This window comes from Streptomyces sp. NPDC050534, from assembly GCF_044457745.1.
Lineage (GTDB): Bacteria > Actinomycetota > Actinomycetes > Streptomycetales > Streptomycetaceae > Streptomyces.
On sequence record NZ_JBITHF010000001.1, the window covers coordinates 552,564 to 576,567 of the forward strand.

The 24,004-nt window shown below is 70.7% G+C and carries 20 protein-coding genes; 13 read left to right on the top strand and 7 right to left on the bottom strand.

Going from position 1 to position 24,004, the window contains the following annotated elements; translation table 11 throughout:
- The first annotated feature begins 119 nt into the window (after nt 1-119).
- From ACIBN2_RS02480 to ACIBN2_RS02490, 3 genes are all read left to right on the top strand, one after another.
- Entirely contained in the window at nt 120-635 is a 516-nt protein-coding gene (locus tag ACIBN2_RS02480) for a flavin reductase family protein (protein ID WP_399132235.1), read from the top strand.
- Nucleotides 636-854: 219 nt separating this feature from the next.
- Nucleotides 855-1,643: an electron transfer flavoprotein subunit beta/FixA family protein gene (locus ACIBN2_RS02485; RefSeq protein WP_399132236.1), complete on the top strand. Its 789-nt coding sequence runs from the start codon at nt 855-857 to the stop codon at nt 1,641-1,643.
- Between the two features lie 64 nt (nt 1,644-1,707).
- A complete protein-coding gene (locus tag ACIBN2_RS02490; RefSeq protein ID WP_399132237.1) occupies nt 1,708-2,670 on the top strand; it encodes an electron transfer flavoprotein subunit alpha/FixB family protein in 963 nt (320 codons plus the stop codon).
- Between the two features lie 72 nt (nt 2,671-2,742).
- Here ACIBN2_RS02490 and ACIBN2_RS02495 read toward each other — a convergent pair whose 3' ends face one another.
- Nucleotides 2,743-3,687, bottom strand: a complete 945-nt coding sequence (locus tag ACIBN2_RS02495) for an endonuclease/exonuclease/phosphatase family protein (RefSeq protein WP_399132238.1) — start codon at nt 3,685-3,687, stop codon at nt 2,743-2,745.
- 211 nt (nt 3,688-3,898) lie between these two features.
- On the opposite strand from ACIBN2_RS02495, the gene ACIBN2_RS02500 reads away from it, so the two are divergent.
- Both ACIBN2_RS02500 and ACIBN2_RS02505 read left to right on the top strand, forming a co-directional pair.
- Complete coding sequence (locus ACIBN2_RS02500; protein WP_399132239.1) at nt 3,899-5,203, top strand: DUF6986 family protein; 1,305 nt, start codon at nt 3,899-3,901, stop codon at nt 5,201-5,203.
- A 95-nt stretch (nt 5,204-5,298) separates the two neighbouring features.
- The gene (locus ACIBN2_RS02505) at nt 5,299-7,236 is read left to right on the top strand and encodes a protein kinase (protein WP_399132240.1); all 1,938 of its coding nucleotides are present in this window, start codon (nt 5,299-5,301) and stop codon (nt 7,234-7,236) included.
- On the opposite strand, the gene ACIBN2_RS02510 is transcribed toward ACIBN2_RS02505, so the two are convergent.
- Together ACIBN2_RS02510 and ACIBN2_RS02515 are read right to left on the bottom strand one after the other, a co-directional pair.
- Complete coding sequence (locus ACIBN2_RS02510; protein WP_399132241.1) at nt 7,182-7,985, bottom strand: hypothetical protein; 804 nt, start codon at nt 7,983-7,985, stop codon at nt 7,182-7,184. The genes ACIBN2_RS02505 and ACIBN2_RS02510 overlap by 55 nt on opposite strands.
- A 7-nt stretch (nt 7,986-7,992) precedes the next feature.
- On the bottom strand, nt 7,993-9,042 hold the full coding sequence (locus ACIBN2_RS02515) for a LacI family DNA-binding transcriptional regulator (protein WP_399132242.1): 1,050 nt from the start codon (nt 9,040-9,042) through the stop codon (nt 7,993-7,995).
- Between the two features lie 236 nt (nt 9,043-9,278).
- Between ACIBN2_RS02515 and ACIBN2_RS02520 the strand changes: the two genes are divergently transcribed.
- Entirely contained in the window at nt 9,279-10,226 is a 948-nt protein-coding gene (locus tag ACIBN2_RS02520; protein ID WP_399132243.1) for an ROK family protein, read from the top strand.
- Between the two features lie 69 nt (nt 10,227-10,295).
- Here the strand turns inward: ACIBN2_RS02520 and ACIBN2_RS02525 are convergent, their stop codons facing one another.
- Complete coding sequence (locus ACIBN2_RS02525; RefSeq protein WP_399132244.1) at nt 10,296-12,317, bottom strand: NPCBM/NEW2 domain-containing protein; 2,022 nt, start codon at nt 12,315-12,317, stop codon at nt 10,296-10,298.
- Nucleotides 12,318-12,556: 239 nt separating this feature from the next.
- Between ACIBN2_RS02525 and ACIBN2_RS02530 the strand changes: the two genes are divergently transcribed.
- The 7 genes from ACIBN2_RS02530 to ACIBN2_RS02560 all read left to right on the top strand — a co-directional run bounded on the left by ACIBN2_RS02530 (nt 12,557) and on the right by ACIBN2_RS02560 (nt 20,126).
- A complete protein-coding gene (locus ACIBN2_RS02530) occupies nt 12,557-12,760 on the top strand; it encodes a hypothetical protein (RefSeq protein WP_399132245.1) in 204 nt (67 codons plus the stop codon).
- A gap of 151 nt (nt 12,761-12,911) precedes the next feature.
- Complete coding sequence (locus tag ACIBN2_RS02535; protein ID WP_399132246.1) at nt 12,912-13,952, top strand: NUDIX domain-containing protein; 1,041 nt, start codon at nt 12,912-12,914, stop codon at nt 13,950-13,952.
- Nucleotides 13,953-14,150: 198 nt separating this feature from the next.
- Nucleotides 14,151-15,971: an ABC transporter family substrate-binding protein gene (locus ACIBN2_RS02540; protein ID WP_399132247.1), complete on the top strand. Its 1,821-nt coding sequence runs from the start codon at nt 14,151-14,153 to the stop codon at nt 15,969-15,971.
- 85 nt (nt 15,972-16,056) lie between these two features.
- The gene (locus ACIBN2_RS02545; RefSeq protein WP_399132248.1) at nt 16,057-17,043 is read left to right on the top strand and encodes an ABC transporter permease; all 987 of its coding nucleotides are present in this window, start codon (nt 16,057-16,059) and stop codon (nt 17,041-17,043) included.
- Entirely contained in the window at nt 17,036-17,953 is a 918-nt protein-coding gene (locus tag ACIBN2_RS02550; RefSeq protein WP_399132249.1) for an ABC transporter permease, read from the top strand. Before ACIBN2_RS02545 ends, ACIBN2_RS02550 begins: the two co-directional genes overlap by 8 nt.
- A gap of 5 nt (nt 17,954-17,958) precedes the next feature.
- Nucleotides 17,959-19,056, top strand: a complete 1,098-nt coding sequence (locus ACIBN2_RS02555) for an ABC transporter ATP-binding protein (RefSeq protein ID WP_399132250.1) — start codon at nt 17,959-17,961, stop codon at nt 19,054-19,056.
- On the top strand, nt 19,053-20,126 hold the full coding sequence (locus ACIBN2_RS02560) for an ABC transporter ATP-binding protein (protein ID WP_399132251.1): 1,074 nt from the start codon (nt 19,053-19,055) through the stop codon (nt 20,124-20,126). The genes ACIBN2_RS02555 and ACIBN2_RS02560 overlap by 4 nt, the downstream gene beginning before the upstream one ends.
- Here the strand turns inward: ACIBN2_RS02560 and ACIBN2_RS02565 are convergent.
- From ACIBN2_RS02565 to ACIBN2_RS02575, 3 genes are all read right to left on the bottom strand, one after another.
- Entirely contained in the window at nt 20,099-21,151 is a 1,053-nt protein-coding gene (locus tag ACIBN2_RS02565; RefSeq protein WP_399132252.1) for a protein kinase family protein, read from the bottom strand. The genes ACIBN2_RS02560 and ACIBN2_RS02565 overlap by 28 nt on opposite strands.
- Before the next feature lie 103 nt (nt 21,152-21,254).
- A complete protein-coding gene (locus ACIBN2_RS02570; RefSeq protein WP_399132253.1) occupies nt 21,255-22,799 on the bottom strand; it encodes an FMN-binding glutamate synthase family protein in 1,545 nt (514 codons plus the stop codon).
- 210 nt (nt 22,800-23,009) lie between these two features.
- Nucleotides 23,010-23,825 carry a siderophore-interacting protein gene (locus ACIBN2_RS02575; RefSeq protein WP_399132254.1) on the bottom strand — a complete coding sequence of 272 codons (816 nt, stop codon included), beginning with the start codon at nt 23,823-23,825 and terminating at the stop codon, nt 23,010-23,012.
- Nucleotides 23,826-24,004: the final 179 nt, after the last annotated feature.

A 24,004-nucleotide genomic window follows, 5' to 3' on the forward strand; every position in this document is an offset into this window, starting at 1 on the left:
TCGGAACTCCTTCTCTACGGGCGGGCCCACGTCGATCTGGCGCGCACCGCGAGCGCGTGCTGTCCGGGCTGTTGAGCAGCCACGGACCGGTTCGCCCCTCTGCCCAGAAGGACAATTCCATGACGGCCACGCCCGACCTCGCGACCCGAACCCCTCAGCTCGCCTCGCCCGACCTGCTGCGCTCCGTCTTCCGGCGGCACGCCGCGGGCGTCGCCGTGATCACCGCGCGAGGCGACGCCGGGCCGGTCGGCTTCACCGCCACATCCCTCACCTCGGTCTCCGCCGAGCCCCCGCTGGTCTCCTTCGGCATCAGCACCGGCGCCTCCAGCTGGCCGGCGATCTCCTCGGCCGGGCACATAGGCGTCCACATACTCGGCGAGCACCAGCAGGAGCTGGCCGCCACCTTCGCCCGCAGCGGCGCCGACCGCTTCGGGGCGCCCACGAACTGGCGCGAGGGCCCCGAGGGCGTGCCCGTCCTCGACGACGTCCTCGCCTGGCTGGTGTGCCGGGTCGTCGGGCGCGTACCGGCGGCGGACCAGCGCATCGTGGTCGCCGAGGTCGTGCTCGGCGATCCCGCCGGGCCCGGCCGGCCGCTCCTCTACCACCAGGGCAGGTTCAACGGTCTGCGTGACTGATCACGCTCCCGCTCCGCTGCGAAGTGGTCGGATTCCGATTACGCTGCGTTGCAAAGGTCACAGTTCAAAGCGCTTGCTTAGCGGGAACGTTCTGGGTGTACTGACGAGTAATATTTCGCTCGGAGCGCGGGTCGCCCCGATCGGGATCGGCCGCTTGAGGCGCCTATGCTGCCTGAACCTGGACAGCACCGAAATGACGATTGCAGTAGGAGAGCCGGCGTGAGCTTGAGGATCGTTGTCACTGTTAAGTACGTGCCCGACGCCACTGGCGACCGGCACTTCGCCGATGACCTGACCGTCGACCGTGACGACGTGGACGGTCTGCTCTCCGAGCTCGACGAATACGCTGTCGAGCAGGCGCTGCAGATCTCCGAGAACTCGGACGACGACGTCGAGATCACCGTCCTGACCGTGGGTCCCGAGGACGCCAAGGACGCGCTGCGCAAGGCGCTGTCGATGGGCGCGGACAAGGCCATCCACGTCGAGGACGACGACCTGCACGGCACCGACGCCATCGGCACCTCCCTGGTGCTGGCCAAGGCCATCGAGAAGGCCGGCTACGACCTGGTCGTCTCCGGCATGGCCTCCACCGACGGCACCATGGGCGTCGTCCCGGCGCTGGTCGCCGAGCGTCTGGGTGTGCCGCAGGTGACGCTGCTGTCCGAGGTCTCCGTCGAGGACGGCACCGTCAAGGGCCGCCGCGACGGCGACACCGCCACCGAGCAGCTCGAAGCCTCCCTCCCGGCCGTGGTCTCCGTCACCGACCAGTCGGGCGAGGCGCGTTACCCGTCCTTCAAGGGCATCATGGCGGCGAAGAAGAAGCCGGTGGAGTCCTGGGACCTGTCCGACCTGGAGATCGAGGCCGACCAGATCGGTCTCGAGGGCGCCTGGACCAAGGTCGAGGCCGCGAACCAGCGTCCGGCCCGGACCGCGGGCACGATCGTCAAGGACGAGGGCGAGGGCGGCAAGCAGCTCGCCGAGTTCCTCGCGAGCCAGAAGTTCATCTGAGCCGCGCGGCTCAACTCGCTCACCTCCCCTCAGACTTCGCACATCCGCAAGGAGTTCTCTTCCCATGGCTGAAGTTCTCGTCTACGTCGATCACGTGGACGGTGCCGTCCGCAAGCCCACCCTGGAGCTGCTGACGCTGGCCCGCCGCATCGGCGAGCCCGTCGCCGTCGCCCTCGGTGCCGGCGCCGGAGACACCGCCGCCGCCCTCGCCGAGCACGGCGCCGTCAAGGTCCTCACGCACGAGGCGTCGGAGTACGCCGACTACCTGGTCGTGCCGAAGGTCGACGCCCTGCAGGCGGCCGTCGAGGCCGTCTCCCCGGCCGCCGTCCTGATCCCGTCCTCCGCGGAGGGCAAGGAGATCGCCGCCCGCCTGGCCCTGCGCATCGGCTCCGGCATCATCACCGACGCCGTCGACCTGGAGGCCGGCGACGAGGGTCCGGTGGCCACCCAGTCGGTGTTCGCCGCCTCCTTCACCACCAAGTCCCGCATCTCCAAGGGCACCCCGGTCATCACGGTCAAGCCGAACTCGGCCGCCGTGGAGGCCGCCCCGGCCGCCGGCAGCGTCGAGGCCCTGAACGTCTCCTTCTCCGACAAGGCGACCGGCACCAAGGTCACCAGCCGTACGCCGCGTGAGTCGACGGGCCGTCCGGAGCTGACCGAGGCCGCGATCGTGGTCTCCGGTGGCCGTGGCGTCAACGGCGCGGAGAACTTCGCGATCATCGAGGCGCTCGCCGACTCCCTCGGCGCGGCCGTCGGTGCCTCGCGTGCCGCGGTGGACGCCGGCTGGTACCCGCACACCAACCAGGTCGGCCAGACCGGCAAGTCGGTCTCCCCGCAGCTGTACATCGCCTCCGGCATCTCCGGTGCGATCCAGCACCGGGCCGGCATGCAGACCTCGAAGACCATCGTGGCCATCAACAAGGACGCCGAGGCCCCGATCTTCGAGCTGGTCGACTACGGCGTGGTCGGCGACCTCTTCGACGTCGTCCCCGCCCTGACCGAAGAGGTCAAGACCCGCAAGGGCTGATCGCCTCACGGCTCGCCGAGGCCCCCGCGACCGCACGAACGGTCGCGGGGGCCTCGCCGTGTCCGGCCCCGCTCATCCCAGGGTCAGCGAGGCCCGCACGGGCAGGTGGTCGCTGGGGAACTGGCCGTGCTCGGAGAAGGTGTCGATCGAGGCCCGGTGCGTCGTCACCCACGGGGTGGTGAGGATCCAGTCGATGCGCTCGCCGTCCGGCGTGAGCCCCTTGTAGCCGTGGAAGGTCCCGTAGAGGGCGCTCCGTTGCTCCGCCGCGTCCCAGGTGTCGACGAGCCCCGAGCCCACCAGCGTGTCGTAGACCGGGTTCCAGTGCGCGGCCACGTTGAAGTCGCCCGTCACCACCACCGGCAGCGCGCGGTCGAGCTGCCCGATCCGCTCGACGAGCAGCTGGGCGCTGCGCTCGCGCGCGTACTGGCTCCCGTGGTCGAAATGCGTGTTGAGGACGTAGAACTCCCGTCCGCCGTCGGCGAGATCGCGGAAGCGGACCCAGGTGACGATGCGCGGGAAGACGGCGCCCCAGGTGTTGGAGCGGATGACCTCCGGGGTGTCGGAGAGCCAGAAGGTGTAGTGCTCGACCGGGGCGAGGCGCCGGGTGTCGTAGAAGATGGCCGTGGACTCGTCGCGGCTGCCGCCCTCGCGGCCCGTGCCGATCCAGTCGTAGTCCGGTCCGAGGTCGGAGTCGATGTCCCGCAGTTGCTGGTACAGGCCCTCCTGCGTGCCGAGGACATGAGGGTGCGCACGATGCAGTAGGTCCCGCATCACCGGTCTGCGGTCGCGCCAGCTGTTCGGTTCGGCGGCGCTGGCGAAGCGCAGGTTGTAGGTCATGACCTCGAGACGGGGGGCCCGGCTGCCCCGCGTCGAGGTGGAGGCGAACGGGGCCGGCGAGCCCGAGGCCGACGAGGCGGACGAGGCGGAGATCGCGGCACTGGCGAGCGGCACGGTGACCGCCGCGGCCAGCACCGCCTTCAGACCCAGGCGGCGGGTGACTCGGAGGTGGTTCGGCACGGAGACTCCTTGGTGGCGGAGGCCGGACGAGTCCTGAGGGAGGAGAGTCGTGCGTTGGGATGTGTCATACCCAGTGGCGGGAGGAGGGTGAACATGCCGAGATCAGGGCGCCGCTCGCCGTGGACACGGTGTTGACCATCCCGAAGGTGCCCGGATAACTTCATTCTACGGATTGTTGATTCCGTACTGCGGAAAACTTGGAGGGTGTGGGATGGGTCAGGGCCAGCAGGAGAAGGTGGCGACGAGCCTCGCGGGCGCCGTCAGCGAGGAGATCAGCGCCTCCCTCGCCCCGGTCGACGCCGAGTTGGAGCGCCGCTACCCCGGCGACCCCGGCACCCGCCAGCCCGTCCACACCGTGTACGTCCCCGGTGACGCCTTCGCCGCCGACACCATCCGCTCCTGGGGCGACCGGGCCCTCGCGGCCCTGGACGAGCACGCCCCGGACGCCGCCTCCTTCGCGGCCGTCCTCGGCCTCGCCGACGACCTCGCCGAGCCCGTGTACGCGCGCGTGCGGGCCAAGCTGGAGCGCGAGCCCGTCGAGGACCTGCGCGTCGACTTCGAGGACGGCTACGGTCCCCGCCCCGACGCCGAGGAGGACGAGTCCGCCGCCCGCGCGGCACGGCTGATCGCGGAGGCGTACGAGAAGGGCACCGCGGCCCCGTACATGGGCATCCGCATGAAGTGCATGGAGGCTCCCGTACGCGACCGCGGGATCCGCACCCTGGACATCTTCCTCACCGGCCTGATGGAGGCAGGTGGCCTGCCCGGCGGGCTGGTGCTGACCCTGCCCAAGGTGACCTATCCCGAGCAGGTCACCGCGATGGTGCGGCTCCTGGAGGAGTTCGAGAAGGCGCGCGGGCTCGAGCCCGGCAGGATCGGCTTCGAGATCCAGATCGAGACCAGCCAGTCCATCCTCGCCACCGACGGCACCGCCACCGTCGCCCGCATGATCCAGGCCGCCGAGGGACGCGCCACCGGACTGCACTACGGCACCTTCGACTACAGCGCCTGCCTCGGCGTCTCCGCCGCCTACCAGGCGAGCGACCACCCCGCCGCCGACCACGCCAAGGCGGTCATGCAGGTCGCCGCGGCCGGCACGGGCGTCCGGGTGTCGGACGGCTCGACCAACGTGCTGCCCGTGGGCCCCACCGCGAAGGTGCACGACGCCTGGCGCCTGCACTACGGCCTCACCCGCCGCGCGCTCGCCCGCGCCTACTACCAGGGCTGGGACATGCACCCCGGCCACATCCCCACCCGCTACGCGGCCGTCTTCGCCTTCTACCGCGAGGGGTTCGAGCAGGCCGCCGCCCGGCTCGCCCGGTACGCCAACCGGGTCGGCGGCGACGTCATGGACGAGCCCGCCACCGCCAAGGCGCTCAGCGGCTATCTGCTGCGCGGCCTGGACTGCGGCGCCCTCGACATCGCCGAGGTCGCCCGCCTGACCGGTCTGACCCGGGCGGACCTGGAGGGCTTCGCCTCGCCCCGGCGCGGTGACCTGACGGCCTCCGCCAAGTAGCGGGGCTGTCACAGCCGTCACCGACGGCTAGCGCTGTCACCTCCGCCCCGTAGTGTGGAGGGCACGCAGGGACGTGTGACAGAAACGGGGCGGCGGTGTCTTCGGGGGAGACCTCCAACGGGCAAGGCCAGGGCGACGAGACCGGTCGGCTGCTGGCAGGGCGCTATCGGGTCGTGGCCCAACTCGGGCGCGGCGGCATGGGCGTCGTGTGGAGAGCCGTCGACGAGGTCCTGGGCCGCGAGGTCGCGATCAAGGAACTGCGCACCTACACCGACGCGGACGGGCCCGAACTGGCCGATCTGCGGCTGCGGATGCAGCGGGAGGCCCGCGCGGCGGCCCGGGTGCGACATCCCGGAGTCGTCGCCGTGCACGACGTGGCGGAGGTCGACGGCCGCCCGCTGATCGTCATGGAGCTGGTCGACGGGCCGTCCCTGGACGACGTGCTGCGCGAGCGCGGCACCCTCGACGTGCGCGAGGCCGCCGGGCTCGGCGCCAAGGTGATGGACGCGCTGGCGGCCGCCCACCACGCCGGCGTGCTGCACCGCGACGTCAAGCCCGGCAACATCCTGCTGGAGCGCTCGGGTCGCGTCGTGCTGACCGACTTCGGCATCGCCACCATGGACGACCCGGGTGACGGCTCGGCCACCCACCTCACCCGCAGCGGCGAAATCATCGGCTCCCTGGACTACTTGGCCCCGGAGCGTGCGCAGGGCGCCGACCCCGGACCCGCGTCCGACGTCTGGGCCCTGGGCGCCACGCTGTTCGCGGCGGTCGAGGGCTCCTCGCCGTTCCGCCGTACGTCGACGTACTCGACGCTCGCCGCGATCGTGACCGAGCCGCTGCCGGAGCCCCGCCGCGCGGGCGCTCTCGGCCCGGTGCTCCGGCGGCTCCTGGACAAGCGGCCCGAGACCCGCCCGGAGGCCGAGCAGGCGCGCGAACTGCTGCAGGCGGTCGCGGACATGGGCGGCACGGACACACCGACGACGACGTTGCGCCCGGGCGCGGACCCGAGGCCCGGGACGGAACGCAGCCTGCCCGCGGTGCCCCCGGGATTCGGTCCGGCAGGCTCCGAAAATGCGCAGGGGGCCGGATCGGAGTCGCCAGCCTCCGGCCCGGCGCAACGGCCCGCGCCCGTGTTCCCGGTGTTCGGAGCGCCCGAGCAGCCCGCAACTCCCGCCGAACACGCGGCACATGGCGAGGGTCCCGGCGCGTACACCGCGCAGTCGACGCCCGCCGGCTTCGGGCCGCCCGGGCCGATGGGCCCGTACTCCGCGTCGGCGCCCACCGGGCCCGCGTCCACCTCGCGCCCGCCCCGCCGCAGAGGGCGCGTCCTGCTCGCCGCCGCGGCCGTCGTCGCCGTCCTCGCGGCCGCCGGGACCACGGTCGCCGTGCTCAACGGCTCGGGGGACACAGGGAACGACGCCAAGGCGGCCGGGTCCGCCACGAGCGCCCCGGCCTCCGGCGCGACGACCGGCCGCACGGACGCGGACCGCTCCGGCGGTCCAGAGCCCACGAAGCACAAGGGCGGCAAGACGCCGACCGGGTCCGAAGCTCCCCGCGAGAAGGGCGGTTCCGAGCCCACCGGCCGGGCCTCCTCGTCCGCCCCGGCGAAGTCCTCCGGCGGCGGCACGACCGGCGGCTCCTCCTCGGGCGGCTCCTCGGGCGCTACGTCCGGGGGCGGTTCGGGCGGAGGCACCGGCGGCTCCGGCAGCGGCGGCAGCACAGGGGGAGGCGGGTCCACCACCCCGGCCCCGGCCTGCACGTCCACAGGCGGTGGCAAGTACAACTGCACCGTCTGGCGCACCGCCAAGTCCTACACCGCCTCCGGCACCGAGGCCGGCGTGCTCAACGCGGGCACCAACTACTTCTTCTGCCAGCAGAATCTGGGCCGCCGCGAGACGTACGGCCAGTGGACCAACGTCTGGTGGGCGAGGACGGACGACGACAGCGGCAACACGAACGTCTACGTCAGCGACGTCTACATCAAGGGCGGCGACAACGACGAGCCCGTCCCGGGGCTGCCGGTCTGCTGATCGCGTACGAACCGCTCCAGACCGGACGTCGTGACCAGCTTCTCCTCGGCGAGCACCCGGGTGCCCAGCTCGCACAGCCGGGCATCGGCGCTCGCCCGCGCGCAGAACTCCTCGGGCGTGACGCCGAACAGCTGCCGCAACCGCGGTACGGACGTGAGCAGTTCGGTGATCAGCTCCCGCTGTCCGGGATGCCCGCGCGGGACGCCCGCGCCGTTGTGCAGGACCCCGCGCCGGTTGACGTAGCCGTACGCGCCGGGCAGCTGCGTGCCGTCCGCCAGCTCGATCCGCACCTGCGGCGCGGGCAGCCAGGCCCGCCGGAAGTTGCCGTACGGCAGCGGCACGCCCTCGCTCGCGTCGATCACCGCGAGCTGCTCGGCGTCGAGCCAGGTGATGAACAACTCCCGTACGGTGCCGGGAGCTTCGACCGGTGACGCGGAGACGTACCCCAAGCGGCTGACGTGGGCGGAGACACCGACGCCGAGGCCGGTGACCCGGGTGCGCACCATCGGGACGGGCGAGGTGATCCCGGTCTGCCGCATCTTGTGGCGCAGCTGACCCGGGCAGGCGTTGGAGCCGACCGCGAGGACCGGGACACGGTCCTCGTGCACCAGGCGGTCCAGCGGCAGCAGCAGGTCGCCGTCGAGCAGTCCGGACTCCGCGGGCCAGGCGCCCGGGTAGCGCAGCGGATCCGTGGCCGGGGCCTCGTTCAGGCCCAGTGCCTCCAGGGTGCGGTCCGCGTGGCCGTCCATGGGCCGCTCAGTTCGCGGGCGACAGCTCGCCCGAGCCGCGGGTGATGAGCCGGGTCGGCAGCTCGATACGCTCCGGCTGCAGCTGGGCGCCGTCGAGCTGGCGGAAGAGGCGGTCGGCGGCGGTGCGGCCGAGGGCCGCCGCGTCCTGGGCGACGACGGTGACGCCAGGCTGGAGCAGGTCGGCGAGCTCGATGTCGTCGAAGCCGACCAGGGCGACCGGGCGCTTCTGCTCGGCGAGGACGCGGACCACGGTGACCGTCACGCGGTTGTTGCCCGCGAAGATCGCGGTGACGGGGTCGGGCCCGGCGAGCATCTCCTCGGTCGCCCGGCGCACCCGCTGCGGGTCCGTGACGCCCAGCGACATCCAGGAGTCCGCCACCGTGATGCCCGCGTCCTCCATGGCCGCCCGGTAGCCGCGCAGCCGCTCGGCGGCCGTGTGGATACGGGGCATGTCGCCGACGAAGCCGATCCGGCGGTGGCCGTGGGCGATGAGGTGGGCCACGCCGTCGCGGGCCCCGCCGTAGTTGTCCGACAGGACCACGTCGGCGTCGATCTTCCCGGCCGGACGGTCCACGAACACCGTGGCGACACCCGCCCTGATCTCGGGCTCCAGGTAGCGGTGGTCGCCGCCGGCCGGAATGATCACCAGTCCGTCCACCCGCCGCGCGCACAGCGCGAGGGCCAGCTCCTGCTCGCGGTCCGGGTCCTCGGCGCTCGAGCCGTTGATCAGCAGGGCGCCGTGCGCGCGGGCCACCTCCTCGACCGCGCGGCTGAGCGGGCCGTAGAACGGGTCGGCGAGATCCTCCAGGACCAGGCCGATGCTGGCGGTGCGGCCCTTGCGCAGCACGCGCGCGCTGTCGTTGCGGCGGAAGCCCAGCGCGTCGATGGCCTCCTGGACGCGGCGCTCGGTCTCCGGCGTCACACCGGGCTCGCCGTTGACCACGCGGGAGACGGTCTTGAGGCCGACTCCGGCGCGTGCCGCCACGTCCTTCATGGTCGGACGGTTGCCGTAACGCGTTCCTGGTAGGGGTGTTGTGCGGCGTACGGTCTCGGGCACGATGCGCTGTCCTGTCCTGTCTCGTCCACGGGGGATGCGTCGACCATGAGTTTGTATGAGGATGTGGCGTCGAGCATAGGGCCTGGACAACGTTGTCATATGCAAGAGAGACTGTCCATCGCAACATCCGGCCTCCGCCCCCACCGCGAGACCGGCTCAGTCTTCTCCTTGGTTGAAGGGGGAACTTCCCCTGGATGTCCGGAGAACCAATGGTTTGACGGGGAGATCCGACACTGATGCACACCGACCTCGTGGCCGCGCTCGACATCGGCGGCACCAAGATCGCCGGGGCGCTGGTGGACGACCACGGCCAGATCCTGGTGCGTGCGCAGCGTGCCACGCCGGCGCAGCAGGACGGCGAGACCGTGATGGGCGCGGTCGAGGAGGTCCTCGGCGAACTCACCGTCTCGCCCCTCTGGGGACGCGCCACGGCCCTCGGCATCGGCAGCGCCGGCCCGGTGGACGCCTCCGCGGGCACGGTGAGCCCGGTGAACGTGCCCGGCTGGCGCGACTACCCGCTCGTGCGGCGGGTGCAGGCCGCGGCCGGCGGCCTGCCCGTCGAGCTGATCGGCGACGGCGTGGCCATCACGGCGGCCGAGCACTGGCAGGGTGCCGCCCGCGGCCACGACAACGCGCTGTGCATGGTGGTCTCCACGGGGGTCGGCGGCGGCCTGGTCCTCAACGGCCAGTTGCACCCCGGCCCCACCGGCAACGCGGGCCACATCGGTCACATCAGCGTCGATCTGGACGGCGATCTGTGCCCGTGCGGTTCGCGCGGCTGCGTGGAGCGCATCGCGAGCGGCCCCAACATCGCCCGCCGAGCGCTGGACAACGGCTGGCGGCCCGGCTCCGACGGCGACACGTCCGCCGCCGCGGTGGCCGCCGCCGCCCGGGCCGGCGATCCGGTCGCCGTGGCCTCCTTCGAGCGCGCCGCGCAGGCGCTGGCCGCCGGCATCGCGGCCACCGCCACGCTGGTGGAGATAGACATCGCCGTGATCGGCGGGGGAGTGGGCAAGGCCGGCGACGTCCTGTTCACGCCCCTGCGCAAGGCCCTCGGCCACTACGCGACGCTGTCCTTCGTGCAGCGCCTGGAGATCACGCCGGCGCAGATGGGCACGGACGCCGGGCTGGTCGGTGCGGCCGCGGCCGCGCTCGCCCGGCGGACGGACGCGGCTGCGGTCTGAGAGAGCCCTGCGCGGTCGAGGGGCCCGGCGCAGGAACGTTCACCCCTGCTGCCGGGCCCTCGTACGGACTCAGCAGGTCAGCTGTGCGTCCGCCCAGTCCGCGTGGTCGGAGTCGATGCCGTCGCCGCCGTCGGTGACGACCAGGCGGACCACCTGGGCGCCGGTCACGTCCGCGGTGAGCGGCTGGGCCGGCATCGCGTTGGTCAGCACGCCGGTCGAGGCGACCTTGGTGCCGTCGGCCCAGATCTCGAAGGCGACGGTCCCGTTCGCGCCCTTCTCGTCGTCGACGCCGACGTCCGCGGTGACCTTCTCGCACTCCTTGCCGGTGTAGTACTCGACGGCACTCTCCGCGTGGACGCCGAGCCCCTTGCCGTAGACCACCCCGCCGATCGTGAGGGGGTGGCCGTCGCCCGCGGCACTCTCGCCGTTGCTGGTGTTGCGCTCGACCGGCCCGTAGCCGTTGGTGGCCGACAGCCAGGGCAGGTCGCCGAGGCCGGAGGTGCCCGAGGGCGGTGGTACGACGACGGACGCGGTCAACGGCACCGTGCCGTCTGCGCGGGTCCCGGTTGGTGAGCGGTAGTTCGCCTTGAGGGTCAGGTCGTACGAGCCGGTCGGCGTCCCTGCCGGTGCGGTGACCGACCACGCGGTGCGCAAGGAGCGGCCCGTCGGCACGGTGGCGGAGGTGGTCGGCGAGGTCGCCTTGACCGTCCATCCGGCGGGGCCCGTCATCCGCACCGAGACGTGCTCGGCGGGCGTACGGCCGAGATCGGTGACGGCGGACGTCAGCGTCGTCGCCGTGCCGGCCACCATCAACGGGCTGCCGTCGACGCCGAGTTCGACGGCGGGCGGATGTGTGGCCCAGCCCCGGTCGACGGAGACGCGCACCAGCACCGTTCCGTGCGCCGGGACGGTCGCCGAGATCGTGCCCGCGGTGTTGTAGCTCTTGTGCCGCCACAGGTCGCGCAGGGTGTACGCGGGTGCCTGGGGCAGGCCCACGGCCTTGGCGGTCGTGGCGATGCGCTGGGCGGCGCCCGACTCGTTGAAGAGGGCCACCGCGCGGCTGCCGTCCTTCATCTCCTTGGCGACGACCCAGCGCCCGCCCTCGGACGAGACGACCGTGCCCTGCTTGCCCAGCGGGTCCTGGTCGACGGCGATGACCTCCTTGTTGTCGAGGATGTCGAAGGTCGCCTGGGAGGCCGTGCGCAGGTCGGAGCCGATGAGCAGCGGGGCGGCCATGACCGACCACATCGAGAAGTGCGAGCGGTACTCGGTATCCGTCATGCCGCCGTTGCCGACCTCCAGCATGTCCGGATCGTTCCAGTGGCCGGGTCCGGCGTACGGGGCAAGGGGCAGGTTCTGCTTCAGGATTCCCAGCATGGAGCCCCAGCTGTCGCTGATGTCGCCCGTCGTGCGCCACGAGTGCCCTACGCCGGAGGCCCATTCCCAGGGCTTGTTCTCGCCCCATTCGCAGATGCTGTAGACGATCGGGCGGCCCGTCGCCTTCAGGGCGTCGCGCATGGTCGTGTAGCGCTGTTTGGCGTCCACGCCCTGGTTGTTGCAGTTGTCGTACTTGAGGTAGTCGACGCCCCAGTCCGCGAACTGCTGGGCGTCGCTGTACTCATGGCCGAGGGCGCCCGGGAATCCGGCGCTGTTGCAGGTCTTGGTGCCCGCGCTGGTGTAGATGCCGAGCTTGAGGCCCTTGGAGTGCACGTAGTCGGCGACCGCCTTGATCCCGTCGGGGAAGCGGACCGGATCCGGTACGAGTTTGCCGTCCGCGTTCCGGTTCGGCAGGGCCCAGCAGTCGTCGAGGTTGACGTACTGGTATCCGGCGTCCTTGAGGCCCTTCTCGACGAAGAGGTCGGCGATGCCCTTGACCATGGACTCGTTGAACTCGGCGCGGCAGTGCGTGGAGTTCCAGTTGTTGAAGCCCATGGGAGGGGTGAGCGCGAGGCCGTCGGCCAGGGCGGGCGCGGCGGGCTCCGCAGCGGGCGCCGCGACGGCCGGCGCGGCGATCCCCGCCGCGCACAGCAGCCCCGCAGTGAACGCTCCGATGACTCTTCGACGGGGTGTGCGGGTGTGAAGGTGACGCATCGTTACGTTCCTCCGAAACACACGAAAGGTGGGATGACGTCATGTCCGCGTCATCGCTGCGCGTTTACGGTAGGACGTGTCGGAGTCTGTTGGAAGGGGGGCGGAAGTGGTTGTTCGATCGTGTTGGGTGCCGGCGGCGGAGCCGACGCTGAGGGAGAGGTCGATGACGTCGGTGCCGTGGCCGGCGGCCCGGCGGATGCGTGCGTGACCCCCGGACGGGTCCGGCAGTTGAACCGGGCATGAAGAAGCGCAGCATGATGGCCATCGCCTCCCTCGCCACCGGGTTCGTCGTGGCGGCGATCAGCCCCTCGCACGGCGGGGACCACCAGGTCCTGGGTGATCACCAGGCCCAGAGCGACCTCGGGGTCGACGACACGCTCGGCACCGTCACCCACACCGTCGGCGACGGCGCCCTCCCCGGCGCCGACCAGGCTCTCGACTAGACCGGACGGCCGGGCTCCGGAGTATCGGGCGCCGGTGTACCCGCACCCGGCGGGCACCGGCGCCCCCTTTTGTGCGCCCTCAACTGGGCCTGGTTTCCATGGCAGGGTGGAACGGGCAAGCCACAGGGGGCCAACAGAAGAGGGGGAGTCCGTGATCGTCTGGATCAACGGCGCGTTCGGTGCGGGAAAGACCACCACCGCACGGGAACTGATCGAACTGATCCCGAACAGCACGCTCTTCGACCCCGAGGTCATCGGCGCGGCGCTCACGCACCTGCTGCCGCCCAAGCACCTCGCCGAGGTCGGTGACTTCCAGGACCTGCCGATCTGGCGCCGGCTCGTGATCGACACCGCGGCCGCGATGCTGGCCGAGCTCGGCGGGACCCTCGTGATCCCCATGACCCTGCTGCGTCAGGAGTACCGCGACGAGATCTTCGGGGGTCTCGCGGCCCGCCGTATCCCGGTCCGGCATGTCCTGCTCGCCCCGGCGGAAACGATCCTGCGCGAGCGAATAGCGGGCCGGGAGGTACCGCCTGACCTGCCGGACGGGGAGATGCGGGTACGGCAGTGGTCGTACGACCACATCGAGCCGTACCGCACCGCCCTCGCAACCTGGCTGACCGCCGACGCCCACCTCGTCGACACCGGTGCGCTGACGGCGTATCAGGCCGCCATGCGCATCGCAAAGGCCGTCGGCAGTGGTGAGGCCGCGGTGTGTGACATCGTCCAGACGCCCGAGCCCACCGCCGAGACCGTCGCCTCCGGGGTCCTCCTCTTCGACGAACAGGACCGCGTTCTGCTGGTCGATCCCACCTACAAGGCCGGCTGGGAGTTCCCCGGCGGCGTCGTCGAACCCGGTGAGGCCCCCGCCCGCGCCGGCATGCGCGAGGTCGCCGAGGAGACCGGCATCCACCTCGACGACGTGCCACGGCTCCTGGTCGTCGACTGGGAGGCGCCGGCACCGCCCGCCTTCGGCGGTCTGCGTCTCCTCTTCGACGGCGGCCGGCTCGACGCCGCCGAGGCCGCCCGCCTTCTGCTGCCCGGCCCCGAGCTGCGCGACTGGCGGTTCGCCACCGAGCAGGAGGCCGCCGACCTTCTGCCGCCGGTGCGCTACGAGCGGCTGCGCTGGGCCCTGCGGGCGCGTGAGCGCGGGGCGGCGCTGTATCTGGAAGCGGGAGTGCCGGTCGGCTGACCGACCCGCCATCAGGGGACTTTGCCCTACCCAAAAGGTTCCTAGGGGAAAGCGAGGGTGAATTGTCGCCATCCCGGTATGAACAGGAACATGAAGAAGGTACACGCGAGTTCTAGCGTCAGTGCGCAGCTCAGACCTCTCGCGGCCGCTCGGCCGCCACCACAAGGCCGCGGAGTCACCGCGGGCCGGAGGAGGGACATGCGCGCGCAAAAATCGGCCCTCACGAGGGGACTCACACTTGCCGCTGGGCTCGTACTCGCTCTCGCCGCGTGCAGCAGCAACAGCGGCGGTGGCGGCGGTTCGAGCAAGAACAGCTCGGCAGGCCTCTCGTCCTGCAACACCCAGGGCAAGGCCAACACCTGCAACTCCGCGGCCACCAAGTCCGGCGGAACGTTCACCTACGTGCTGGAGAAGAACATCCAGCAGTGGAACGTGCAGGACACCAACGGCAACACCTTCGAGAACGCCGAGGCCCTCGAGGTCGTCCTGCCGCAGGTCTTCGTGCCGCAGCCCGACTTCACCGTGGCCCTCAACAAGGACCTGATGACCTCGGCGACGCAGACCAGCAGCAGCCCGCAGACCATCGTCTACAAGATCAACCCGAAGGCGGCGTGGAACGACGGCACACCGATCAGCGCCGACGACTTCACCTACTACTGGCGCACCAACAACGGCAAGGACTGCCCGCCGCCGCCCGCCAGTGACGCCAGCCAGACCAAGGGCTGCCTGCCGCAGAGCACGGCCGGCTACGACCGCGTCAAGTCCCTCACTGCCTCCGACGGCGGCAGGACCGTCACCATGGTGATGGCCAAGCCCTACTCCGACTGGAAGTCGCTGTTCGGCGGCGGATACCCGTTGTATCCGGCGCACATCGCCGAGAAGGTCTCCGGCGCCAAGGCCGGCGACGCCGCGCACATGACGGCCGCCCAGATGACCCAGGGCTGGCAGTACTTCCAGAAGAACCCGCCCACCAAGTACGCGACGGCGGGCGCCTACAAGATGACGCAGTGGGCGGACAACGACCACGGCACCTTCGAGCCCGACCCCAAGTGGTGGGGCGCGACCAAGCCGACGCTGCAACGTCTGATCTTCAAGGTGATCTCGGACGCCACCCAGGAGCCGACCGCCCTGCGCAACAACGAGGTCCAGGGCATCTACCCGCAGCCCGAGGTGGACCTGGTCAACCAGGTCAAGTCCATCCCCAACGTCACCTACAACATCGGCAACGGGCTGCAGTGGGAGCACTTCGACCTCAACCTGCACAACCCGGTGCTCGGCAAGTACACCGCGCTGCGCCAGGCGATGTTCACCGCGATCAGCATCAAGGACATCGTGTCCAAGACCGTCGGCCAGTTCGACCCCAGCGTGAAGCAGCTCGGCAACCACAACTTCGTGCCGGGGCAGAGCGGTTACCAGGACCTGGTGACCGCCACCGGACAGGGCTCCGGTGACCTCGCCAAGGCGAAGAAGTACCTGACGGACGCCAAGTTCACCGGTGTGGGCACCGCGCTGAAGACGCCGGACGGCAAGGCCGTCGGACCCTTCAACTGCCGCTACACCACCGGCAACCAGATCCGGCAGAGCGAGTGCCAGATCCTGCAGAGCGACCTCGCGAACCTGGGCGTCAAGGTCGACATCAAGCCGATCGGCGCCGCCGACCTCGGCACGGTGCTGGCCGGGCACCAGTACGACATCATCGTCTTCGCCTGGGTCGCAGCGCCCTTCCCGACCTCCGGTGCCCAGCAGAACTGGTCCACCGGTGGCGGAGGCAACTACGGCGGATACAGCGACAAGAAGGTCGACTCCCTGATCTCCGAGGCCATCGGGCAGACGGATCCGTCGAAGGCGGCTTCGCTGCTGAACCAGGCGGACAAGATCATGGTCAACGCCGCCTACGTCCTGCCGCTGTACCAGAAGCCGACGTTCCTCGCGGTCCAGACGCGGTTCGTGAACATGCGGAACAACTCCACGAACGTGGGGCCGCCGTACAACACCGCCGAATGGGGCCTGAAGAAGTAGGCCGCCCCTCCCGTGTCCGGTCCCGGCGACCCCGGGACCGGACACGACCTCGAAGCCAGCCCACCGGCCCGCGAGAGGAGACCGCATGCTCGGCTACACCGTGCGCCGCATCCTCGTCTCGATCCCCGTCCTGATCGCGTCGACGTTCATCGTGTTCCTGGTCGTGGTCAACGCAGGCAACCCGGTCGCCAACTTCGCGACCTCGCGGCAGCCGCCGCCGAGCAAGGCGGCCGTCGCCGCGTTCGCCCGGCACATCCACGCGGACCAGCCGGCAGCGCAGCGCTACTGGAACTGGATCACCGGAGTCCTGCACGGCGACTGGGGCCCGTCCGTGCAGCCCAACCTCGACATCGGGCACGACCTGTTCACCCGCTTCCGGGTGACCATCACCCTGGTCGCCGCCGCGATGATCATCGCCCTCATACTGGCCGTGATCTTCGGTGTGTTCAGCGCGATCCGCCAGTACTCGGCCGCCGACTACACCATCACCTTCTTCGGCTTCCTCTTCCTCGCCATGCCCGTGTTCTGGTTCGCGGTGCTGCTCAAGCAGGCCGGAATCTGGTTCAACGAGCAGACCGGCAGCCAGTTCCTCGGCACGATCGGCGAGAAGTCGCCCTACCTCGAGGTCGACACGACCTGGAACCAGTTCACCGACCACGTCGGCCACCTCGTGCTGCCCACCATCACCCTGGCCCTGGTCTCCTTCGCCTCCTGGACCCGCTACACCCGCGCCTCGATGCTGGAGGTCCTCAACAGCGACTACGTCCGCCTCGCCCGCGCCAAGGGGCTGCGCCGCCGCACGGTGATGGTGCGGCACGCGCTGCGCACCGCGCTCATCCCTCTGACCACGGTCACCGCGCTCGACATCGCGATCATCCTGGGCGGCGCGGTGATCACGGAGACGATCTTCCAGTGGCACGGCATGGGGGAGATGCTCGTCGAGTCGGCCTCCACCGTCGACGTCTACCGGACCATGGCGTGGCTGCTGCTCTCCGCCGTCGTCGTCATCGGGTTCAACCTCGTCGCCGATCTCCTCTACGCCGTACTCGACCCGAGGATCCGCTATGACTGACATCGAGGCGCCCGGATCGGGCACGCAAGTGCCGCGCGCAGACCAGGAGTTCACCGTCAGGCAGCGCAGCCAGACCCAGCTGGTGCTGCGCCGCTTCCTGCGGCACCGGGCCGCGATGGTCAGCCTGATCGTGTTCGTGCTGATCCTGCTGTGGGCGTTCATCGGCCCGCAGCTGTGGCACTACTCGTACCAGAAGTACACGCCGGACAACTCCCAACCCCCCTCCTGGAAGCACCCGTTCGGCACCAACGCCTCCGGCTACGACGCCTACGCCCAGGTCATGCGCGGCACCCAGACCTCGCTGAAGATCGCCCTCCTGATCGCCCTCGGCTCCACCGTCGTCGGTGCCGTCTGGGGCGCGGTCGCCGGCTTCTACCGGGGGACGGTCGACTCGCTCATGATGCGCATCGCCGATCTGGTGCTCACCCTGCCGCTGTTCGCGATCGCCCTGGTCATCTCCTCCCGCAGCGGCGGCGCCTGGTACTGGATCGCCGCCGTCATCGCCGGGCTGACCTGGGCGTACGTGTCCCGCGTGGTGCGCTCCACGGTCCTGTCGCTGCGCGAGAAGGAGTTCGTGGAGGCGGCGAAGGCGCTCGGCGCCTCGGACGCGCGGATCATCTTCCGGCATCTGCTGCCCAACGCGCTCGGCCCCATCATCGTCAACGCGACCATCCTGGTGGCCACCGGCATCCTGACCGAGACGGCGCTGTCCTTCGTCGGCTTCGGCGTCCAACCGCCCGACACCTCACTGGGGTTGCTGGTCTCCCAGGCGCAGACGGCGGTCGACACCCGGCCCTGGCTCTTCTACATCCCCGGCGCGTTCATCATCGCCATCGCCCTGACCATCAACTTCATCGGCGACGGACTGCGCGACGCCTTCGATCCCCGGCAGCAAAGGGTGCGACAGTGACGGTCATGGGCAAGGGCGAGGAGTCGGGCGCGGTCCTCGAAGTGGAGGACCTCGGCGTCGAGTTCCCCACCGAGGACGGTCTCGTACGGGCCGTACGCGGCGTCGGCTACCGCCTCGACCGCGGCGACTCGCTCGGCATCGTCGGCGAGTCCGGCTCCGGCAAGTCGGTCACCGCGCTCGCCGTGATGGGGCTGCTGCCGACCTCGGCCCGCGTGCGCGGCTCGGTCCGCTTCGAGGGGACGGAACTGCTCGGCCTGTCCGACGCGCGCCTGTCGGACCTGCGCGGCAGCGGCATCGCGATGATCTTCCAGGACCCGATGACCTCGCTCAACCCGGTCTACTCCGTGGGCTATCAGATCGCGGAGACGCTGCAACGCCACGACCCCGCCCTGAAGTCCCACGGCGCCCGCGAGCGCGCCGTCGACCTCCTCGGCACCGTCGGCATCCCCAGCCCGGAGCGGCGCGTCGACAACTACCCGCACGAACTCTCCGGCGGTATGCGCCAGCGCGTCGTCATCGCCATCGCCATGGCCAACGACCCCGACGTGATCATCGCCGACGAGCCGACCACCGCCCTCGACGTCACCGTGCAGGCGCAGATCCTCGACGCCCTGGAGACCGCCCGCGCCGAGACCGGCGCCGCCCTCGTGCTCATCACCCACGACCTCGGTGTGGTCGCCGGACACTGCGACCGGGTCTCCGTCATGTACGCGGGCCGGATCGTGGAGGCCGGCTCGGTGGAGGACATCTTCTACACCCCGCGCATGCCCTACACCCTCGGCCTGCTCGGCTCGCTGCCCCGGATGGACCGCGAGGAGGCACGCCTCACCCCGATCGGCGGCTCCCCGCCGTCCCTGCTGAATCTGCCGCCCGGCTGCCCCTTCGCGCCGCGCTGCCCCATGCGCCGCGACGTGTGCGACAGCACGGAACCGGAGTTGCGCAAGGCCGGGCACGACCTGCACCTCAGCGCCTGCCACTTCGCCGACGAACTCGTCGACACCGGCGCCGCGGAGGTCTTCGACGTGGTCGGCGCCGACTCCGAGGCCCTGGCCCGCTTCGCCGACACCGCCGCTTCGCCGGACGCCGAGGAGGACTCCGCATGAGCGCCCCCGCCCAGGCCGCCGCCGCACCGCTGCCCCCGCTGCCCGGGCACGGCGGTACCGGCACGCCGGTCCTCCAGGTACGCGACCTCGTCAAGCACTTCCCGGTCATGTCCCGCGGCCTCGTACGCCGCCGCATCGGCGACGTGCACGCGGTGTGCGGGGTCTCCTTCGACCTGTTCGAGCACGAGACCCTCGGCCTGGTCGGCGAGTCCGGCTCCGGCAAGACGACCACCGCGCGCACCATCCTGGGCCTGCAGACCGCGACCTCCGGCCAGGTCCGCTACGGCGGCCACGAACTCACCGCCCTGACCCGGCGCCGCATGCGGCCGCTGCGCCGCGAGCTCCAGATCGTGTTCCAGGACCCGTACGCCTCCCTCGACCCGCGCATGTCCGTCCACGAGATCGTCGCCGAACCGCTGCGCATCCACGGCCGCTACGACGCCGGCGGCGCCGACGAGGTGCGCGAGCTGCTGCGGCTGGTCGGCCTCAACCCCGAGCACGGCAACCGCTACGCCCACGAGTTCTCCGGCGGCCAGCGCCAGCGCATCGGCATCGCGCGGGCGCTGGCCCTGCGCCCCAAGGTGATCGTGCTGGACGAGCCGGTCTCGGCGCTCGACGTGTCGATCCAGGCGGGCGTCCTGAACCTGCTGATGGACCTGCAGAGCGAGCTGGGTCTGTCGTTCCTGTTCGTCGCCCACGACCTGTCGGTGATGCGACATGTCGCCGGCCGGGTGGCGGTCATGTACCTGGGCAGGCTGGTCGAGATCGCCCCCGCCCGCCGCCTGTTCGCCGCCCCCGCGCACCCGTACACCCAGGCCCTCGTCTCGGCCATCCCGCTCCCGGACCCGCGCAAGGAGCGCGCCCGCAAACGCATCCTCGTCCAGGGCGACGTCCCCAGTCCGGTCCGCCCGCCCAGCGGCTGCCGCTTCCGCACCCGCTGCCCCAAGTTCGCCAACGAGCTGACGGAGAGCGAACGCACCGCCTGCGTCGACGACGTACCCGCGCTGATCGACCGGGGCGGCGGCAACCCGGTCGCCTGCCACTACGCGGAGAGCGTCGAGCTGTTGTAGGCCAACCGCAGTTCCTCGTACGGGTAGGCGGTCTGCCTGCTCTCCTGCCGCAGCCGGGCGAAGAAGCGGTTCAGTACGGCGGTCAGCGGGGCGTCCCGGGTGATGATCGCCGCGGCGGTCCTGGGGACGCCGTCCACGCGCGCGCCGATCGCGCAGGCCCGCACGAAAGCCTCGCGCTCCTGACGGTCGTAGCCGTACAGGGCCGTGACGAGCCAGTTCACCAGGTGCGCCCGCGTGTAGACGAGGTCGTAGTCGCGATGCCGGTCGAAGAAGACGCGCTCCTGCCGGCTGAGCCGGAACCGGGGGCTGAGCGCGAGGCCGTAGTCGGAGAGGCAGAACTCCTCGCCGTCGGTGAGCACGTTCTGGAAGTGAGCGTCGCAGTGCAGGAGTTGACGGTCGTGGAGGAAGGAGGCCAGTGAGCCCAGCCACTTCTCCACCCGTGCGCAGGTCCGTTCCGGGTCACCGGTGCGCAGCTGGGTGTCGAGCCAGTCGTGCAGGGTGTGCGGAAAGTACTCCAGGAAGAGGGTGAGGCTCGCCGAGGCCGTGCGCAGGGCCTCGATGCGCTCGCGCACCTGCGAGGCGCCGCCCCAGTACGCCACCACCTCCTCCACGTCGGCCAGTTCGTCGGGGAGCGGCTGCACGGCGTCCGGCAGGATCCGCCAGTGATGCATCAGCGGGAAGCCCGGGAAACGGTCGGCCAGCACCCAGTTCGTCGTCATCGTGTGCGCGGCCAGCTCGCGCCAGGCCCCGAAGCCCGGGCCCCCGATGCCGTAGTGGCAGAAGGACGGCAGCTCGAAGACGTTCGCCGTGGAGCCCGTGTTCCCGGGTAGCCGCTCGACGTCCGTGAGCGGCACCCTCTTCACGAACACCCGGTGACCGTCCACGTCGATCAGCACCGAGCGCCCCCCGATACCGACGCCGGCGGGCGTCCCCTTCGCCAGGAGGTCCGCCAGTTCGCTGTCGCTGAGGAGCCCCAGGGAGGTGGCGAGGTCGGTGTGGGCGGAGCGGCGCGCGGCGGAGGACATGACCTCCATGGTCAGGGTGACAGCCGGTGCGTGTCTGCCGATCGGCGAAGTGCCGTACCCGCGTGTCCGCACCGGGGCGCCGTGTCGCCTTCCGGCAGGCGCGTCAGGCAACCGGCTCCTGGGCGGCGGCCGGCTTGGTGGCCAGCAGTGCGGTGATCCCCTCGGCGAGGTGCGGGCCGATCTCGCCCCACCCGTCCTTGTAGCCGTAGACGCTGGCCAGGGTGCGGGCGTCGTAGTCGCCGTTCAGGATCTCGATGTCGGTGGCTGTGATCAGTGCCGGGTGGGCGACGCCGAGCGCCGCCGAGACCTTCGTCAGCTCCTTGCGCAGGGTGCGCAGGTAGACAGCGGCACGGGTGGCCTTGGAGGTCGGATCGACGCCCCGGGCCAGCCACTGGTTCTGCGTGGCGATGCCGGTCGGGCACTTGTCGGTGTGGCACTTCTGCGACTGGATGCAGCCGATCGAGAGCATCGCCTCGCGGGCCACGTTGATCATGTCGGCACCCAGGGCGAAGGCGACGGCGGCGTTCTCGGGCAGGCCGAGCTTGCCGGAGCCGATGAAGGTCAGGTCATCGGTCAGACCCAGTTCGGCGAAGGTGCTGTAGACCCGGGAGAAGCCCATCCGGAACGGCAGCGACACCGAGTCGGTGAAGATCAGCGGCGCCGCTCCGGTGCCGCCCTCGCCGCCGTCGACGGTCACGAAGTCGACGCCACGGTCACCACGTGCCATCAGCCTGGCCAGCTCCTGCCAGAAGTCCATCTCTCCCACGGCGCTCTTGACCCCGACCGGAACACCGGTCTCGGTGGCGAGCAGCTCGACGAAGTCGAGCATCGAGTCGACATCACTGAACGCCGTGTGCCGCGAAGGGGAGGCGCAGTCCTGGCCGGCCGGGATGCCGCGGATCTCGGCGATCTCCTGGGTCACCTTCGCGCCCGGCAGCAATCCGCCGAGTCCTGGCTTGGCGCCCTGGGAGAGCTTGATCTCTATCGCCTTGACCGGGGCGCCGGCCACCACGTCCTTGAGCTTGTCGAGGTTGAAGCTGCCGTCCTCGTTGCGGCAGCCGAAGTACGACGTGCCGATCTGAAGAACGAGATCACCGCCGTTGCGGTGGTACGGCGACAGGCCGCCCTCGCCCGTGTTCTGCATCGTGCCCGCCAGCGCCGCCCCCTTGTTGAGCGCCGTGATCGCCGCGCCCGAGAGCGAGCCGAAACTCATCGCGGAGATGTTCACCACGCTCGCCGGCCGGAACGCCTTGGCGCGCCCGCGTGGCCCGCCCAGCACCTTGGCCGACGGCAGCGGGGCCTGCGGGTCGTGCACGTCGGGCAGGGTGCCGGCGAAGGTGCGCTGCTTCAGGTACGCGTGGCCCTGCGTGTGCTCGACGTCGACGTCGGTGCCGAACCCGAAGTAGTTGTTCTCGCCCTTCGCCGACGCGTAGATCCAGGTGCGCTGGTCACGGCTGAACGGGCGCTCCTCCTCGTTGGAGGTCACGATGTACTGCCGCAGCTCCGGCCCGATCGTCTCCAGCAGGTACCGGGCGTGCCCGATCAGCGGAAAATTCCGGAGCAGTGCGTGCTTCTTCTGGACGAGATCGCGGCCGGCCACCACAGCCAGTGCTGCTGCGGTGGCCACGCCGATGCTCCGGGCGCGCATGAACGTTCCTCTTCTCGATGCCTGACTCCATCGCCATGCGGTGGACGTCGTCGTGTCGTGTTGAGTGCTGAGCGTTCGGCGGCGGGCACGGGCGAGAGGTCGATCAGTGTCCGTCGGAGAATGCGAATCGATATTAGGGGCCGTGCGGTGAGGCGTTTCGGCGGGGTCGGTGGTTCACGCGACCGAGGGGTTGCGAGGTGGCCGGCACCGTCAGGCGGCCTGCGAGGTCTCGTGGCGCCAGAAGCCCGAGAACGTGATGCGTTCCTTGGGCAGCCCCAGCCGGTGCAGATGCCTGCGCCCCTCCGCGGCCAGGGTGGACTCTCCGACGACGAAGGCGTACCCGGCGGCGTCGACGGAGGTGAGCCGCAGCAGTTCGGCGAGCGCGGCGGAGCCGGCCACGGACGCGTTGTCGCGTACGACCCAGGTGACGGCGATTCCGGGAGGGACGTCCAGGGCGCGCCGGTCGCCCGCGGTGGGCACCTCCTGGATGAGCCGGCCGACGGAGCCGCGAGGCAGCGAGCGCAGGATGCCCGTGGTGGCGGGCAGTCCGGTCTCGTCGGCGACGATGACGACCTCGGAGGCGTCCGGCGGGCAATCGAAGAGAACACCCTGGTCCAGAACGGCGAGCGCGTCGCCGCGGCGGGCGCGGCAGGCCCAGATCGCCGCTCCGCCCTCGACCTCACCGTCGGGCCCGCGGTGGACGACGAAGTCGATGTCCATCTCCGCCGCCCCGGGCCGGAAGCCGGCCACGGTGTAGTTGGCGCAGTGCGGCCGCTCCGTCTCGGGAATGGCCAGGTACGGCTGCCACCACCGTGCACCGGTGAACTCCGGGAGCCGCAGGCTGTGTTGGTGGGGCAGCTGGAGGAAGAGGCGGAACCAGTGGTCGTAACCCTGCCAGGGGAAGTCGCCGAGCTCCGGTCCGGTGACGGTGACGCGGTGCATGGACGGTGAGACACGTTCGGTGCGCAGGACGTAGGCGCAGAACATCCTGGGCTGCTGCGGCGTGAGCCGGTGGATCTTCGCCATGGCGCGACGGGCTCCTCAGCTAAGAAGTCGAATCCGGAATGATCGACAGTAGCAAGGTTAGGCTACCCTTACTTTCGCGAGCTCCGGTGATGAGGCAGTCGAGGTCCACCCCGTACGCGGTCATGAACTGTGCGCCCGGGACGTGACCGTGGCGTACGACGGAACGGAGGTGGTGCACG